9 protein-coding genes are annotated in these 17,957 nt (G+C 47.4%); all 9 read right to left on the reverse strand.

The window, feature by feature from the left end:
• Positions 1-10 precede the first annotated feature (10 nt).
• Complete coding sequence (locus J2Z28_RS16315; RefSeq protein WP_211083272.1) at positions 11-1,015, reverse strand: Gfo/Idh/MocA family protein; 1,005 nt, start codon at positions 1,013-1,015, stop codon at positions 11-13.
• A gap of 246 nt (positions 1,016-1,261) precedes the next feature.
• A complete protein-coding gene (locus J2Z28_RS16320; RefSeq protein WP_211083273.1) occupies positions 1,262-4,063 on the reverse strand; it encodes an alpha-mannosidase in 2,802 nt (933 codons plus the stop codon).
• Between the two features lie 18 nt (positions 4,064-4,081).
• Positions 4,082-4,906 (reverse strand): carbohydrate ABC transporter permease, encoded by an 825-nt coding sequence (locus J2Z28_RS16325; protein WP_036608291.1) that lies wholly within the window; start codon positions 4,904-4,906, stop codon positions 4,082-4,084.
• A 22-nt stretch (positions 4,907-4,928) separates the two neighbouring features.
• Positions 4,929-5,795 carry a carbohydrate ABC transporter permease gene (locus J2Z28_RS16330; RefSeq protein WP_211083274.1) on the reverse strand — a complete coding sequence of 289 codons (867 nt, stop codon included), beginning with the start codon at positions 5,793-5,795 and terminating at the stop codon, positions 4,929-4,931.
• 67 nt (positions 5,796-5,862) lie between these two features.
• A complete protein-coding gene (locus J2Z28_RS16335; RefSeq protein ID WP_211083275.1) occupies positions 5,863-7,242 on the reverse strand; it encodes an extracellular solute-binding protein in 1,380 nt (459 codons plus the stop codon).
• A 79-nt stretch (positions 7,243-7,321) separates the two neighbouring features.
• A complete protein-coding gene (locus J2Z28_RS16340; RefSeq protein WP_211083276.1) occupies positions 7,322-8,623 on the reverse strand; it encodes a glycoside hydrolase family 125 protein in 1,302 nt (433 codons plus the stop codon).
• Positions 8,624-8,846: 223 nt separating this feature from the next.
• Entirely contained in the window at positions 8,847-10,019 is a 1,173-nt protein-coding gene (locus J2Z28_RS16345; RefSeq protein WP_342357511.1) for a GntR family transcriptional regulator, read from the reverse strand.
• A gap of 257 nt (positions 10,020-10,276) precedes the next feature.
• A complete protein-coding gene (locus J2Z28_RS16350) occupies positions 10,277-15,523 on the reverse strand; it encodes a S8 family peptidase (protein WP_211083278.1) in 5,247 nt (1,748 codons plus the stop codon).
• Between the two features lie 687 nt (positions 15,524-16,210).
• Positions 16,211-17,812: an exosporium glycoprotein BclB-related protein gene (locus J2Z28_RS16355; RefSeq protein WP_211083279.1), complete on the reverse strand. Its 1,602-nt coding sequence runs from the start codon at positions 17,810-17,812 to the stop codon at positions 16,211-16,213.
• Between the last annotated feature and the right edge of the window lie 145 nt (positions 17,813-17,957).

Here is a 17,957-nt window from a genome sequence, read left to right on the forward strand (position 1 = left end):
TTAATAAAACCTAACCCTTCAACTCATTCAGAGTGATTCTGCGCCCTTCCTTAGCTGAAAGATTCGCAGCTTCCATCAAACGGGTCAACTCCATAGCGATCTGCACGTTTTCAGTTGCATCCGTATCATTCTGTATATGTGCAACCCATTGATTGAATGCGCTTTCTCTTTGGTCTGCCAAAGGAAGTTCAGTCCAGTCATCATATTGTCCCTGTGCTACTTTCGTGCGAATCAATAGCTTTTCTTCGGGTGTTCCGTACAGAAGTGTACCTTCCGTACCATGAACCTCAATCGTAAATGGAGAATGGCTGTTCACAAAACCGGCTTCAACAACGCCGACTGCTCCAGAATCCGTAAACAAGGTTGCAACGGCATTATCTTCCACTTCTTTGCCTGTAATATATCCAAAGTTCGCATTAACCGCTGTTACTTCCTGACCCAGAAACAATTTGGCGAGATACATTGGATGGCAGCCCAGATCAATCAACGCACCGCCCTGACAATCCTTCAGGTCATAGAAGTGTTCAGGCAACCAGTTTGAAATTGCTCCATCATGCGATAAACGCGCTCTAACATAGGTTATTTTACCAAGTAATCCTTGGTTAAGTACATCCTGAATCGTTAATGTATACCCTGCATTCAGACGTGGTAAGGAAACCGTCATCTTGACCTTGTTTGCCTTTACCTCATTAAGGATTCTGTTGGATTCCGCCTGTGTCGATGCAATAACCTTCTCTGTGAAGATGTGTTTACCTGCTTTTGCAGCAGCGGTGATCACCTCTTCATGAATGCGGGTTGGCGCATCTACAATAACGGCATCGATGTCATCCTTGGCCAGCATATCTTCGAGTGAAGCATAGAATGGTACGTTTAAGAGTTCAGCCGCTTCCTGTCCGCGTTTGGCATCGTCATCCCAAACGGCTGCGATGTCTGTATCCTCATGTTCCTGTGCCTGCTTGATGTAATCCCATGCGTGAACATGCCACAAGCTAATTTTTCCAATTCGAATGGTCACTGTTGTCTTACCTCCATACTATATAATATTCTGACATTTATCTATAAGTTATCACAGACTTAATCTATTTTTAATAGAAACTCACGACAATAAATGTATAAAATCACGACATTAGGTCATTAGGTATTTATGCAGTCTGCCCTAACACTTTGGTGTGAGTGCACATAAAGGAACACATGACAAAACCTCCTGTCCACACTACCGTGAACAGGAGGTTTCTTATAGTTATGATGTTCAAAAATCAACTTAACGTAACGCATACCCTTGTGTAACGATTTTGTACCCAGGTACCGTCTGGCTTTGCCCCTGCATCGTGCCCTTAACCCGTTCCAGCACATCGCTCTCATAGACGGAAGCACATTCGAATCCAGGCTGCACATTCAATTCAGCCGGTTCGGAATTCAAATTATACCACCGAGCAATCAAATCTCCGGTTTCCTCTGCGATCTTCAATGTGGAGAAGGCTAGTGACGAACCTTGTGCATTCCATGCCAGCCATTGCTTCGACAGAGGCAGTTCAACCTTTTTCCCATCAGCACCGGCATGACTTTCTCGCTCAAACGTGCGTGCTAGTGCCCCTAGCTGTACAGTCGTCCACAGAATCGGATACACATATGCGGATGCACATGCTCCTGACTGTGCCGCATCGCCCGCAAATGGAATAATAGCATATTCCACACTCTGAGGTCCCAGACATTGGGCTTCTGGTGTTTCAAACACACCCCAATCTCCAAGTTCCGAAGAGGCACGCAGCAGCGTAACCGCAATCGTACTGCCCTCTTCATGCTGTAAAATCTCGTACTCATTCAGCCCATTGTTTGCAATCATCAAGCCATGATCACCATCGGTCACATGTACAAACGCTTGCTGATGCTGCGCATTACTCGGATTGACCCATTCTTTGGCCGGTGTATTGGACCGTTTGGCGATTTCAAAGATGGAATCCGCATAATGATCGTCTGTCACCAGTCCGGATGGAAAGAGTGCGCGCAGTCGGTGATCTTTAGCCTGATTGTTAAAGTCAGATTTTACCTTGACCATATTACTGCCTGCTTCCAACGTATACGTTGTCGTAATCAGCAGCGGAACGATGTTCTTAACTCGCTGTGCCTTCCGTTCTGTAAAAGGAACCATCTGTCGCTTCTCCAGCTCGAACAGTTCATCTGCTCCAGCAGGAATATCCCAGCGTAATACACTTTCCATGACCACCCGGTACGGAGACTGCTCCACAATCCGCAGGTCTGCCTTCAGATGCTCTGTGGTCAGCGTTGTCTCTCCCTCCGGTTGACGGTAGACATATTCATTACCGATATCACCGGTATTCTCATATGAATTCAATCCCTTGTATACAGCACCTGAGACCTTATCTTCAATTGTTGCCGTACCATTCTCTTCAACCGTCACCCGTAATTGACCGTTCTCCATCATCATTCCCTGCATCTCGATGACGTCGCTCGTATCGGGCATCTCAGCAATCTCAGCAATCTCTGCTTGCTTCTCTACTGAAATGAGAGCATACGTCTTATACCCCAGCGAAGGTACATCCACCGCCTGGAAAGTCACTCTTACTTTACGAGCCATATAAGGCTGTCGGAAACGATCCTTCGGAAGTTCATAGCTAAAATGCGCACCCAGATCCTTGATTTCTGCCGAATACACGTGTCCATCCGAATCGATCAGCTGATACGCTGGTAGTGCATCTTTTTCCACCTTCTGCGCAAGTGCCTGAGGATTAGGACCCTCTGGGAAAAATGCTTTGTCCACAATCAGGTCCATCTCAATAATTCCATTTCGATTCCACCCACTCGTGTTGAACACAGTGAACAGCACTGCTTCCTCTCCCCAAGTCTCAGCAGGTTGCACATGAATGGACTCAGCAATCGCCTGCGCGCTCTGGGAAACCAATTTCTCTGCAAGTTGTCTGCTCTTGGCGAAGCGGGTCACCATCTCACGGTGAACCTCATCCACACTGCATCCGCAGATGCTATCATGTGGGTGGTTCTGCATCAGCATCTTCCATGCATGTGTCAACAGATGGTGCGGATAATCTTTTACCCCAGCTATATGGGCCATGGCAGCGAGTGGTTCGGCTACTTTTTCAAGCAACGTCTGCCCCTGCTGATTCAACTGTTTCAGATAAACCCGGGCGGATGCCGTATTCACCAGTGTTCCCCAACCATCCGTGTGCTGACTGCGAAGCTCGCCTTGGATGGTCGCCAGATGCTCAGGCACATCCTTCGTAACTGCCTCAATGTAATCGTCAAAATTGGAGTGAATAAATTCAACATCAGGATACAATGCAGCCGCCGTGCGTAAAGCCTCTGGCAGATCCGTCTGGATCGGCTGATGATCACAACCATTCATGAACAACAGATGTGGAGTCGAGGCAAACTTCTCGGCATCCGCCAGATTTTTATCCCAATATACTCGGGCTTTCTCCGAATCAACCGGAACTTCCATCCCATTGCAGTACCAATTCGCGAACAAAATGCCGAGCACTTCCGAACCATCCGGCGAACGCCAGATCATCTCCGAATAGGGAGATTCATAACTGTCTGCATCAACCACCGCATTATTAAATCCCGTAGGCTTTACCCCGCGTCCAAAGATCGCGTTATGAATATCCGCCTGTTGCAGAATCTGCGGTGCTTGTCCCATATTTCCAAACGAGTCTGGGAAGTATCCCGTCTTGGATACCACACCCAAGGGTCGAGCATCACGATGACCGATGAGCAGATTACGCAAGTTGGCCTCGCTGCTGGTCAGAAACTCATCCTGTAACACATACCATGGACCGAAATGGATGCGTCCTTCGCGGATATAACGATCGAGCCTCTCCTGTTGTTCGGGCCGAACCTGCAAATAATCTTCACGAATAATCGTCTGCCCATCCAGATGAAAATAACGATATTCCGGGTCCTGATCAAGCGTGTCCAGCAGTTTATCCATCAGCTCAATGAGCAGTACATGATGGTGTTCATAAGGCATATACCATTCGCGGTCCCAATGGGTATGCGAGATGAGATGTGCCGTCTTTTTGGTTGTCATGGTGCGTACCTCCTGTCATTAACCTTTGGTTGCTCCGCCCATGCTGAATCCTTTGGACATGTAACGCTGGGAGAAGATATATAGCACAACCGAAGGCATTGTATAAAGTAGTGAAAATGCAGCCAACCTGCCGTATTCAACCATACCGTGGCTGCCGAAAAATTGATAAATCGTGACCGATGCCGGAAGTTTCTCCGGTGTCTGGAGCAGGATGTATGGCACGAAGAAGTTGCCCCAACTTCCCGAAAAAGTAAATATCGCTATCGTTGCAATACCAGGCAACATTAATGGCGCCACGATTCGTCTCAAACTACTCCACACGGACGCTCCGTCAATCCATGCCGATTCTTCCAAATCGATTGGCACCGAATCCATGAAGTTTTTCATCATCCAGATGCCGTAAGGAAGTGAGGATGCGGTCAGGAACAGCATCGTGGCGATGATGCTATTTTGCATTTTGAAGAACAGAAACATTTGAAATACCGGAACCATCACGGCAGTAATCGGAAGAGCTGTCATGAACAGAATCGATAACAGGAAGCTTTTTTTGAATCTCATTTCATAACGGGATAATGGATAAGCAGCAAGGACCGATACCAGAACAACCAATATCGCTTGCCCTCCCGACAGAATCAGTCCCACACCGAATGAACGAAGATTGCTCGAATCCCCGAGTACATCCTTGAAATTTTGAATGGTCCAGGTACTGGGCATTTTGATACCCTGTTGCGCGTTTGGGTCAAATGAAGCCAGAATGATCCAGAGCAGCGGCAATAAAAAACAGAGCCCTAGAAAAACTAGAATCCCGTACTGGATTTTGCGTTGAAGCCCATGTTTGACCATAGGGATCGAACCTCCTTCATGGTTACACTTTCACTTTCATGGATCGCATGTAGAACAGACTGGCGACAATACCGATGAACAACAGAACCAGAGATATGGCTGTGCCGTATCCAAACTGATAGTTCACAAAGGCCTGATTGTACATGAAGATCGGCAAGGTTTGTGTTGAAGTACCCGGGCCACCACCGGTCATCGTATAGATCAGCGTGAAAACACCCAGTGTCTGTAGAGTAACCAACATCATATTGGTTACGATGGACCCTTTTACCATTGGAATCGTAATGTGTCTGACAATCTGGAACCCGGTGGCACTATCAATAATCGCAGCTTCTTCAACTTCCTTCGGGATATCATCCAGTGCCGACTGATAGACCATCATCGAAAAGGCTGTGCCGTGCCAGATATTTGCGATAATGACACTCACCATAGGGAAACTGAACAACCAGGAGACTGGATTCGCTCCAAACCAGCCGAGGATCTGATTCAATGAACCATTGTCACTGAAAAAGGCCACCATACAGAATGCCACGACAATCTCGGGTGTCACCCAACCGGCAATGACGATGATCCCGATGACCCGACGGAAGGTCACATTTTTTTCCTTCATTAGAAGAGCCAGAATGAAACCAAGCATTACCTGACCAATCACTGCGGAGAAGATGAGAAAGACCAGCGTACGCCAGACACTAATCCGGAAGTCGGGATCATGGAACATATTAATGAAATTCTGGAATCCGACAAACTCCAAACTCTTGGCTGCCGCCCCGGTCAGAGCCATATTCGTAAAGGCAAAACAGATCGTCAGAATGATGGGAACAATGAAAAACACAAGTAATAACAGTACGGAAGGCATGAGAAACAGAAATGAACCTGGTGCTTTCCTTTTCATAAGTCACTCTCCATTCGAACCGGAAAAAGGGGAGATTATGCCTCCCCCTCCGAATATATCGATATCCTTATTTCTCTTCGATGCTGTCAGCGCCAAGGGAACGGGATACGTTGTCCTTCAATTGCGTAATTCCCTCTTCCGGCGTCAGCTTGCCAGAGGCAATACTCTCAACAATGCTTTGCAATTGTGCGGATACCGCTGCATATTGATCGTTCGCTGGACGGAAGTGGGCCACATTCAAGAGTTCCTGTGCTTCTTTGGTATATGGACGATCTGTATAACCTTCAACTTCTGTGGAATCATTACGTGGGCTGAGGCTGCCTTCCGCTACTACACGAGCAGTCGCATTTTCCTTATTCATCAGAAACTCGATAAATTTCCAAGCTTCTTCCTTGTTCTTCGCTTGTGCAGGAACAGACCAAGCCCATCCTCCAGACATCGTAGTTGCTCCAGGTTCTTCCCCATTTTGTGTCGGGAATGGTGCAAAACCTATTTTTTCTTCAACGTTGGCGATTGGAGCAGCACCGTTCTCGGCCCATGTCGAACCTGCCCAGCTACCATCTACAGCCATCGCCAGTTTGTCTTGCGGGAACTGTTGCTGGAATGCAATACTGCCAGCTTGTCCATTCAGGGCAACCTGCATGGTTGGACCTGTTTTATCCGTGTTAAACACTTGATCTATGAATTTGAAAGAATCCAGCAGCCCCGGGCTGTTAACGACCCATTTCTTGCTGGTGTCGTTATACAGTGTATCCGCCGTACCATAGAGCAGCATTTCCAGTGTTTGCATGGTGACACCTTCACCGTTTGCTTTGCCCACAATCATATTAAGTGGCGTCACACCCGGCAGTTTTTGCTTGATGGTACGTGCTGCTTCGAGTACTTCTGCCCAGCTTGCAGGTTTGAACGGAACTACAAGTCCAGCCTGTTGAAACAGTTCCTTGTTGTACCAGATCCCGCGTGTATCCGAGGTAGCTGGAACGCCGTACACCTTGCCGTCTTCGCCAGTAACCCCTGCCTTCAGGTTGTCGACGATGTGTTCTTCCCAATCGGACCATCCCTGAACCTGTGTATCCAGTGGCTCCAGATATCCCGCAGCAGCATCGGATTTGATGATGGATGTATCTTCGGCAATGACATCAGGTGCCGTATCAGGAGATTTCATCTGCAAAACCATTTTGGACGTATAATCACCCTCACTTGCCAGTACAGGCGCAATGTTGATTTTGATATCCGGGTTTTCTTTCTCAAATTGATCCACCAAACCTGATTGGAAGAATTTCGTAAGTGTATCTTCAGATCCTGAAGAACGGAACGATACAGTTACTTCCTTCTTGCCATCACTGGTTGTGCCTGTGCTTGAGCTTCCGCCCGAACAGGCTGTAGTAAGAATGAGCAAGGATGTCATAACTGCTGCTACCGGCATTTTCAATGATATTTTTCTCATGATTCGCTCTCCTCTTGTCGGAATTCAACGAACTCCGAACGTTATGATGTACTCGCAGGTTATCTCTTGCTTTCCTATCCTATTTCTGTACGCGAAATCCGCAATAATCCAAAATCAGTTCACTAAAGAGCATGTTGGACCATGAAAACCATGGACGTGTATATTCATGTGGATTGTTGGCCGAAAAACCTTCATGGGTCAGTCCGGTATCCGCATCCGTCTTATGGATGAGCTGAAGCAATCGTAGTTTTTCATTGCGATCCTCTGTAGTCAGCCCCTGCATCGATAACGCGATATGCCAGATGTACCCTTCCGGTGTATGCGGACTACCGATTCCTGCTGCTGCTGTTCCCTCATAAAAATACGGGTTGTTCTTGGATAAAATGAAACGGCGTGTATTCTGATACACCTCGTCGTTCTCCTCGACATATCCGAGATAAGGTAAAGACAGCAGGCTTGGCACATTGGCATCATCCATCAGATTGTGATTGCCTTTCCCATCCGTTTCGTATGCATATATGGTTCCATATTCCGGATGTTCAACGGTGCCATAATCCTGAATACCTTTGTTGATCTCTTCCTCCAACTGCTGAGCAGTCGCTGCCAGCGTTTCATCCTCCAACACAGCTTCAGCAATTTCCTGAAGATATCGAAGCGCCACAACAGCGAACATATTGGATGGAATCAGATATCCATATTCACAGCGATCGTCGCTGGGACGGAATCCCGACCAGGTCATACCTGTATAGGCTGTTTCAGTACCTCGCCCCTCTCGGCTAAGCGTATCGGTCTCGGGAGCATCCAGACGTTGGAACGTGTAGGGTGATTTCGTCTCATGATGCTGTTCCACTTGCCATAACTGCATGATGATCTCGGCTGCTTTGCGGAACGTATCGTTGAATTGAGTTGTTCTGCCCGTGTTCTTCCACAAGAGATAACTGAGCTGAATCGGATAAGCCAGAGAGTCGATCTCATACTTCCGTTCCCAGATCCAATCATTCATCTGCGTCAGGTCTTCCTGATGTCCTTGTCCACTCTCCGTCTCATTAAAAGCGTTTGCATAAGGGTCCAGGAGAATATAATTCAGTTGCCGTTCAACCAGTCCAGCGATCATGTCTGCGATATCTTCATCCTCTGAAGCGAGAACAAGATAAGGTCTGACCTGAGCGGCAGAATCACGTAACCACATGGCAGGGATATCTCCCGTAATCACAAAAGTTGTTCCATCTTCTTTGGGCTGAATTGTGGTCGCCATCGTATTGGTAAAACAATTTTTGAACATTTGGTTGAGTTCCGGATAATCCGGCATACGTTTGTTAACCTGATCAATCATGTCGTATATCGAGGGGGAAATTTCTTGATCATCTCTGGGTGTCAGCATGTTGTCCTCCTTATGTAATCCAGTTTGTTAACCGCTTTCATCATCCTAAAACTAATATAATGTTATGTCAATATATTTATTTGTATATTAGTATGTTATTTTAATTTGAAGACACCAAATAATATACCATTTAAAGCAATTCTCCCCATTTTATCCGCACTAAAAAGAGGCCTCGTTTATACGAAGCCCCTGATTGAACACAATGAATATTAAGTTGTTATAATTAACCCTTTTGTTTCACCATACTCGTTGACTTACCCTTCACCAATCGGGCAGGCAAAACAACCCTGTTCACTGCCATTTCGTTGTTCTGCATACTTTGAAGCACCATCTCGAATGCTTGTTTTCCCATATCAAACTGGCTTTGTCTCATATGTGTTACACGGCTTCCTTCGGCAGCGTTTGGACTATCAAAGCAAATGATGGACACATCTTCCGGAATTCTCAGACCAAGCCGATCCGCTGCCTGTTCTGCAAGTAAAGCAATATGATACTCCGCAGCAAAGAGTGCAGTAATCTGTGGGTACTTCTGTAAATGTTCCACCAGTGTCTCGACATCACGGACCTCGACTTGAGGATCAAACACACTTGGCAGTGTCGAAAGAAAAGATTCTAACCACAGTTCCCTGTTCACCAACACCCCTTGATCATTATGAGCCTCAATGATTCCTTCAATTCTTTCTTCAATCGGTGTGGTGTTAGCTGGAGGCTGTGTCAGAAAACCGATATGTCGGTGACCGAGATCGAACAAATAATTCATCCCTTCTCGCGCCGCGCCTACATTATCCGTACTGACTGATGAAGCCGGAATGCCTTTCAAATACCGATCAATCAGGACAAACGGGAATTTGTTAACGACCAGTTTAAGAATCTCATCGCTGAAATATTCACCCTGTGCCGGGAAAATAATCAATCCATCCACACCCAGTTCCAGAAGTTCCTGAATGCTCTGTTCCTCCTGCTCGGGAATCCCGAAGGAGCGTCTAAGTACGAGAAAACAATCATGCTCTCGCGAAGCTTCTTCCATACCATATAACAGTTCTGTACCATACATATCACTGAAGTTAGTGATGACCAGACCAATGAGCAGTTTCTTCTCTGAATCTTTAACCGCAGCACGCGGAGCAGGTCTGTTAGGTCTTTCTTGTAACATATCTGCCGTATCAGCAACAAAAGAACCCCGTCCCGGCTGACGAACAATTAATTGCTCACTCGCCAGCATCTCAAGTGCTTTTTTAGTTGTAATCCGGCTCACTCCGAATTCATCACATAATTCCTTCTCCGAAGGAACACGCTCACCCACTTGATATTGATGAAGCTGTATCCGTTCACGCAAGGATTCAAAGATCTGTTCATACATCGGCTTGGATGCCGAATCTTTCCCCAATACAAGCACCTCCATAAATACCCATACTTCTCATGTTCTACATCCTAATATATCATGTTATATCATTAATGTGAAGAAAGGAGACAACTCACCTGCTGTCATATGAGAGCAAAAGAAAGAGCACCCCAATGGATGCTTCATTAATCTTAGGCGTCAGATGTGAATCGAGATACAACAAAAAGCCGACAAGCCCTGATACCTCGGCTTATCGGCTTCTTGCTTAGATGATCAAAATGCAGTTATCGTCCATGTCACACTTTGCATAATTAAGGTTGCAGACTCTCAGCGGACGGTGGACCTACTTCTGTTTCAGTCTCTTCAGGGCTCGAATCTGGTTCTGGAACGGATTGTTCTTGTGCTGCGCTGACGAACAATCGTCCAGCTGCTTCAGCCTCTACTTTGTTGCCTGCTGCATCCTGAGCGCGAATCACAATGACTCCACCATCCAGAACAAGGGATGAAGGTGTTGTGTACGTACCCGTGTAACGACCAGGTTCAGTCTCCACCAATGGAATCTCTCCTGCCCCTTGGGCATTCAGATTCAAAGGTAACTGAATACGGAAAGATGCTTGCAGACCAGGTTTACTGTCAAATGAAACGGTAACACTCTCCCCTGATGTGATTCGAACATCCTCAGCCGGAGTAATATTCGTAAGTTCTGGCAACGCCGTTTCCACATAGACGGTGCGGGTTACGGTTGTTTTGTTACCAGCGATATCGGTTGCTGTAATGGTAATTGTGTTCTCGCCTTCATTGACCAATACACGGTGACTGAAACTTCTGTCTTTACCCACTTGTACGGTTTGTCCGTTAACGGTTACCTTATCGAGGAATTGTTCCACGACATTACCCGTTACGTGAACCACTTCTGCATTGATGCGATCCCCTTGAGCTGGCGTGAGAATCGTTAACTGTGGTTTGGTCTGATCCAGAATAATGACAACGGGGAGTGAACGGTCGGTTGTTTTTCCGTCCACCACTGCCTCCGCAGTAATCGCATTAATGCCAGAACGGAGCTTCACACCGTATGAGAACTTCCCATTTGCTACCGTTGTTGTACCTGCCAGATCCTTGCCGTTGTAAAACTTGATCTGGGCGCCGGATGCTGGAGACGTTCCCGACACGGTGAAGGTTGACTGATTCGTATACGTGTTCGCAGGGGCTGTGAGCACAGGTGCATTTACCGGATATCTCACAACTGCACGAATCATGTAGTTACCTTCTTCTGCAGGTGAAGTGCTCCATGCGCCACCTACTCGCTGCCAGCTTCGACCTGCATTCGTACCATTCTCATCAGTAGCCAGTCCCGGAGCACCAGTTCCAGCTACACTCTGAACATACACGATATAGAAGTCGCCCGTTACAATGACCGGTTCCGGGAATTCAACGGTTGTCCATTGATCGTTACGAAGTGCAGTACCGTCAAATGGTCCAGCCAGTTGTCGTCCCGGAGCTCCGCCCGCACCCGATGCATCATATACGGCATATTGGAACGCTGTGCCTCCAGGTACAGGCCATTCGGTGTTCCAGAATCGGAACGATGCACCTGTCAGTTGAGCGGTCTCCAGCTCTGGTGTCATTCGAACTGCCCAAGCGTTATCCGCAGCGTTAAAAGCTCGTGCGTTCTCTGCTGTTCCATCATCATAAGCAATTTCCCCTGGGAAACCGATGAATGGTTTCAAGGCAACATTTGCCTCTGCTGTCCCATTACCAGGTACAGTTACAGTTACGGTTTTACTGTAATAATCCGCAGCCCGGATGGACAGGGTATAACTTCCTTCCAATACCTGAATATCGAAGCTACCATCTGAACCTGTGCGAACTTCACCTACCTTGGCATCTTCCACCACGAGAACGGAAGCATCAGCCAGTGGTTGTCCTGTCCGCTCATCCGTTACTACACCTTCAATCTGTCCATGCGGGATTGCCTCCAGATTAAAGTTGGCTTTGGCACCATTGCCATCCGTGATCGTTACCTGCTGTGTTCGAGGATAATATCCATATGCTTCAGCTTTTAACGTGTAATCACCTGCTACGTGTGTGAAGCTGTACTTGCCTGTAGCCGAATCCGTCTTCACCGAACGTCCGGTCTCCAGTACGGTAACCGTTGCACTTGCAGGCAGGCTTTGTGGATTAACCGAACCTGTTTCTGGTTTTTCGACTTCCGGTTGTTGCTGTTTCGTTTTGTTAAATTCCGCTTTGTCTGTCCGCGAAATTTTGTACCATGGATTATCATAGGACGGTTTTGGTTTGTCATTGTTAAGCACAACCGCACTGTCCTCCGTTACCGTCTCCGCAGCAACTCCCAGTACACGAAAATCATCAATAAACCACCCTGTCTTCACAACACTGTTATCTGAGGTCAGTCGGAACCGGAATTGAACTTCGTTACCGGTAAGTGCATCCAGATCATAAAATACGGGTGTCCATTGTTTACCGTTTGTACTATGTGAGAATTTGCCCAGTTCTGACCATGTGGTTCCACCATCCTTGGTGACTTCCACATACCCGAAGTCATATCCACTCTCAATCTCGTACCAATGATTAAACGTGAGTGTTCCTTCGGACACATCCGTCAAATCAATGACCGGAGATACGAGTGAATAGTTGGAACCACTCTCGTACGTATTGTCGAGATCAGTCGCCCAGACATTCGGTGGAGAAACCGCGCTGGCAGGTCCCGTTACCGGAATACCGCGTTCCCACTCATCTTTGGTTCCTGAATGAGTCCAGCCATTGTCATCACTGCCATCGAAATGATCGATGTAGATATCCTGAGGCACCTCTACTGTAATGGAGACCTCGTTCGATTTGTCACTTTCATTACCACTATAATCAAGTGCTGCAACGGTATAGTAATAGGTCGAATCTGTCACTGTAGCCGTATCTGTAAACGTTGTTCCTGTTGCAGTTCCAATGGATTCATAACCTGCACCTGCGGTTGTGGAGCGATATACGATATAGGATTCGAGATCCTCATCGCTCGGACCAGTCCAGCTCAAGGCTACGTTGCCCAGAATATCAGCGGTTGCAGACAATCCGGCAGGAGCGCCCGGAGCAATCTCATCCAGTTCTTCTACAGCGAAATCATCAATGTACCAGCCAGCCTTTTGCAATGAATTATCGCTTGTCAGATTGAACTTGATGAACACCTGCTGTCCCGCATATTCGCGAAGATCCACATATTGTGTCTTCCAATTGCCACCTGTACCCGTGAAAGTTAACAGCTCTTCGAACACATAATCGCTATCCTCGGAAGCAATGTATACCTTGCCGAAGTCGATGTTATTCTCCAGATCATACCAGTGCTTGAAGGATAATAACGCCCCTTCCGGACTCTCGGTGAGATCAATTGGTGGCGCAAGCAGATATGCATTGCTATTCGCCACATAAGTCCCTTGCAGATTGGTTGCAATTACCTTGTCACCGGAGTATGCACTTCCAGGACCACTGCTTGGTGCTCCCCATACCCAGGTACTTCCGGTTCCGCCAGTCGTGAAGCCCAGCTGATCTTCTTCAAAATCCTGAAGGTATCCTGGCTGAACACCATTGGATACAGCCACTTTATATACCTGACTTTCGAATCCGTTGTTACCGTAGTCGTTCACGCGGATATAATACTCTACACCTTGCGGTTCAATAAGAAAAGCAGGGATTGTCGCTGTATACGTCCCATCTTTGTTATCTCCAGCAATCCGGTTCATCGGTAGATAAACGTACTGGTTGGTACCTGTCGTTTTGGCAAAAGCCTCAACAGAGACTACCGCGACGTTATCTGTCACATGAGCGGTTAATGGTATATCGATGCCTGTAAAGGCAGAATTAACAGGGGTATGTGCCAGTACCGGCTCTTCCAGATCATCTCCGGCCGTAACCACTCTGCCGGATACTGTGCCGATCCCTTCGAGTACAGAACCCACAGCATCGAGGGCATTAATAATGCCGTGACCGTAGCCGTTATTAGGAGATGTCGGATATTGACTATCCGTTCTCGGCGTGGCTGTATCTGTAATGATCTGCTCCAGCTGATCCACCGTAAGGGAATGATTGGCCTGAAGCAGCAGTGCAGCAAGTGCAGTTGTATGCGGGCCTGCCATGGATGTTCCGTTCCAGCCTCCCTCATATACTCCGCCCGGAACTGATGAACGGATATTCACACCAGGTGCAGATACTTCCGGTTTGATCTCACCATACGGGGATGGACCCAGCAGCGAGAACGAAGCCAGGTTTCCGTTGATATCGGTTGCTCCTGTAGCAAAACTTTCAGGATAGTTCGCCGGGTTAGCAACAGAACCAGGTCCGCCCGGGTTACCCAGTCTCACATTTCCTGCGGAGAATTCCGGGAAAATCTGAGCATCACGCCAGGCTTGCACCATCGGTCGGAACCACTCATCCAGTCCTGCTCCTCCGCCCCATGAATTGTTCACGACATCCGGTGCAAGTTCAGGATGCAGATTGCCTTCCGCATCCACCGGAGCAATCAACCACTGTCCGCCATCCAGAATAATGGCATCTGTTGTTTCCGGATTGAATATCCGTACACCAATCCACTTCGCACCGGGAGCAACCCCGATCTGGTTGGTACCATTTGCTTCGGAGCCAACCATCGTACCCATCGTGTGCGTACCATGCCCGTCTCCGTCCGCAGGAAGTGAAGCATTACTGTGCGGATCATACCAGCTCAGTTCGGGATCAACGATATTGCCCGAAGCATCCAGTCCCCGCCATTTGCTGCGAAGCGCCGGGTGGGTATAATCCACACCACTGTCCAGATTGGCAACAACAATCCCTGTTCCATCGATGCCCCGATCCCATACGGCTGGCGCATTGATGTAATCCAGATTCCATTCCACGTTTTCTGTCGCAAGCTTGTCTTTTGCAGCAGGCTCTTTGTCTTTGACTCCGACTGAAGAGTCTTTAGCTGGCGTTTGGACAGCATCTTTGCCTGATGCCGCATTCGCCGGTTCTTTACTCACTTCAGCTTTCTGTAAGTATCTCGTCTCATTCGGTAGAATCTTCTCCACCTCAGGCAGCAGCGCAATCTGTTCCATGACTTCTTTGGTACTCGTTACTGCCAGTGAATTGACGATAAAATAGCTTTTATATTCTTTGACCTTGCCCAGGTCAACTTCCTTTTCCAGATAAGTTTCCAATGGATATTGTGTACGCGAGGCCGTTTCTCGCAGAGAGCTGACGACCGAATTCCGAACGGACAGCTTTGTGGCTGAAGCCGTTTGTTTGGCGATGGTCGCCTTTTCAAGGGCCTGTTTGGAGACTGCTGCTGTATCCACCTGTTCCTTCATTTTCACCAGATAGGTCACATATTCACTACCATCAAATTCTTTGGTTAACTTGGCGTTTACTTTGGACTCCGTAACTTTGGCAAGTCCAGATTTCATATCCAATTTGGATGATGTGGAGTTTTCAGCTGAAACCGGATGAATGATCGAAAATGCAAGGAGAAGCGAGAGCCCCATGGAGATGGGCTTGCGTAACCGATTAATCTTTATCAAACTTTTCCACTCCTTTTACCCGGTTTTTTAATTTAGTCTGGTACATATGCCCTTCTCTGCAGAATAACACGGTAAAATAACCTTTATTGCGTACGAAATAGATACCCTGGATTTCACATAAAGCCTCACCTCCTTTACAGGTCTGGTTAGGGAACAATATGAGTCAGAAGAGATAACAGATCAGTCTATGTTTTTTTACTTGGAAGTTTAGGAGATTGAATGAAACGGATTAAACCATGTGAGTGAATAGTGTGGGTGTTGAATCATGCAATGAGAGTGAATGTCTATAAGCATTCATGTGGAAGGGTAATCTGGAGCGTTAGCAGAACGCTTGCTAAGGAGTGGTGGATATGACTTTCGATCGTGATACGAGTGAGTAGTTCAACATTTCAATTACATATAATAGTCGATTAGGAATTTAATTGGATTTTATTGGTATAGTATAAATTCATTATTCGATATATACAAGCACTTTATTGAAAAATATAGAAAATAAGTCTATTTAATGCTTTTATGTGTCTCATGTCGCTTACGTATTTCAGCTTATCTTTCGTATTCATGCATCATTTTGATGGATAATAGCTTATATTAGTTCTATATAACCAAGACCTTTCACTCAAAATTTCAAATCAAGAAAAAGAACGACATGAGAACTCTCATGTCGTTCATCTCAAAATTTATATCTCATCATGTAATGTTCACGCCACCACTTGCATACCCGACAACCGTATTCACAAGTGTGAGTCCGGCTGCCGTTGCCGAGAACACCAGCAGCAGACGTGTCTGTGCAGTCACAGGAATAGCCAACCCTGTTGTTATGCCGTTAGAAATACTCCCCAAAGCAATTATACCAGTGAGTGGAGGAGCCAGTGTAACGACGGCCCCCGGAACCGCAGTAAATGCATTATTCGGAGTAGGTGAACTAAATAATTGCGCAGTGATGGTCACCGTTGAACCGACCAAGGCCAAGGCTGCTGTGGTACTGAAATAGGCAGCAATGGAAGTGATAACGCCATCACGTGGGACGGAGAACGCAAAGTTTATAAGTGGTCCGACAATCGTTCCCGTTAAATCAATCGTTCCACCCAGAATGCTGACTCCTGTTGCGGAGCTGCCGAAACCGATAAGGCTTGTCGTTCCGACCAGTCCACCAAGAATCGTTGTTAATATGGCAGGTCCCCCAGAAGCAAACGGTATGATGGCTCCAGAACCCGTAGCCCCAGTAACACCTGTAACACCCGTGAGACCTGTAGCTCCCGTCACACCCGTGAGACCTGTAGCCCCTGTCACACCCGTGAGACCTGTAGCCCCTGTCACACCCGTGAGACCTGTAGCCCCTGTCACACCTGTGAGACCTGTCGTTCCTGTCACACCCGTGGCTCCGGCCCCTGTAGCTCCCGTACCACCAGTCACGCCAGGTACTCCTGCTACTCCTGTAGCTCCAGTTCCCCCGGTGGCTCCGGCCAACCCTGCGGCTCCGGTGGCTCCAGTTACACCCGGATCGCCCGTTGCTCCTGTAACGCCCGCTGCCCCAACAGCTCCTGTGCTCCCCGTTACGCCTGTCGCTCCTGTTGCGCCACCTGCTGGGCCTGCCGCACCCGTTGCGCCAGTAACACCTGTCGCACCTGCTGGTCCCTGGGCACCAGCAGTTCCCGGTGTACCAGCTGGACCTACACCACCCTGAGAACCAGCAGCGCCAGCCGGGCCTTGTGGACCAGGTACGCCCTGAGGACCCGCTGGTCCTGCAGGTCCTGCCGGACCTTGACTCCCTATGTTTCTAAGCCCTGTTGTGATAGCCAATTCGGTCGCCCGGATCAAAATGACCAGTTGATCTTTCTCAGCCGAATCGATATTCCCCTGTAAAATGACAGATAGTAGCACATCCAGCAATTGCTGCAAATTGGTTCCCACACTGATCGGAGAAAATGGAACGGCCTCTGCAGATACAATGGTAAGCTCCAAGATCGCTTCGAGATCTGCCTTGGTTCCCTTTTTCAAATCCGAATGATGAACCAGAGCCAGTAATTTACGCAGTACCTCAATCAGAAGTGAAACATTGTGAGGCGTGGGATTGGCAAAAACCTGTACAATTGCTCCTTTCAACTCACCAATTAATTTGAGAAGCAATTCGGCTTCTTTGTCAAAACACTTATGATGGTGGTTATTGTGGTGGTTATGATGGTGCTCGTGATGGTTTTCTTTGTGCTGCTCTTGGGGATGGTCACAGTCCTCAGCTTTTTTTTTCTTAAATCCGCTCCAACCATATCTGGCGCGTTTCTTTGGTTTCATCTTTTTGCAGATCCTCCTTAGTGTGTCTCAATTATTCCGTAACGGGCGAACATCACTGGTTTGATCTAAACAGTATATTAGCCACAACGAATTTCGTGATTATTTTTTCATGTGATTGTATTAGCATTCTGACCCGAATATTTCT

Source organism: Paenibacillus xylanexedens (assembly GCF_017874615.1).
Taxonomy (GTDB): Bacteria; Bacillota; Bacilli; order Paenibacillales; family Paenibacillaceae; genus Paenibacillus; species Paenibacillus xylanexedens.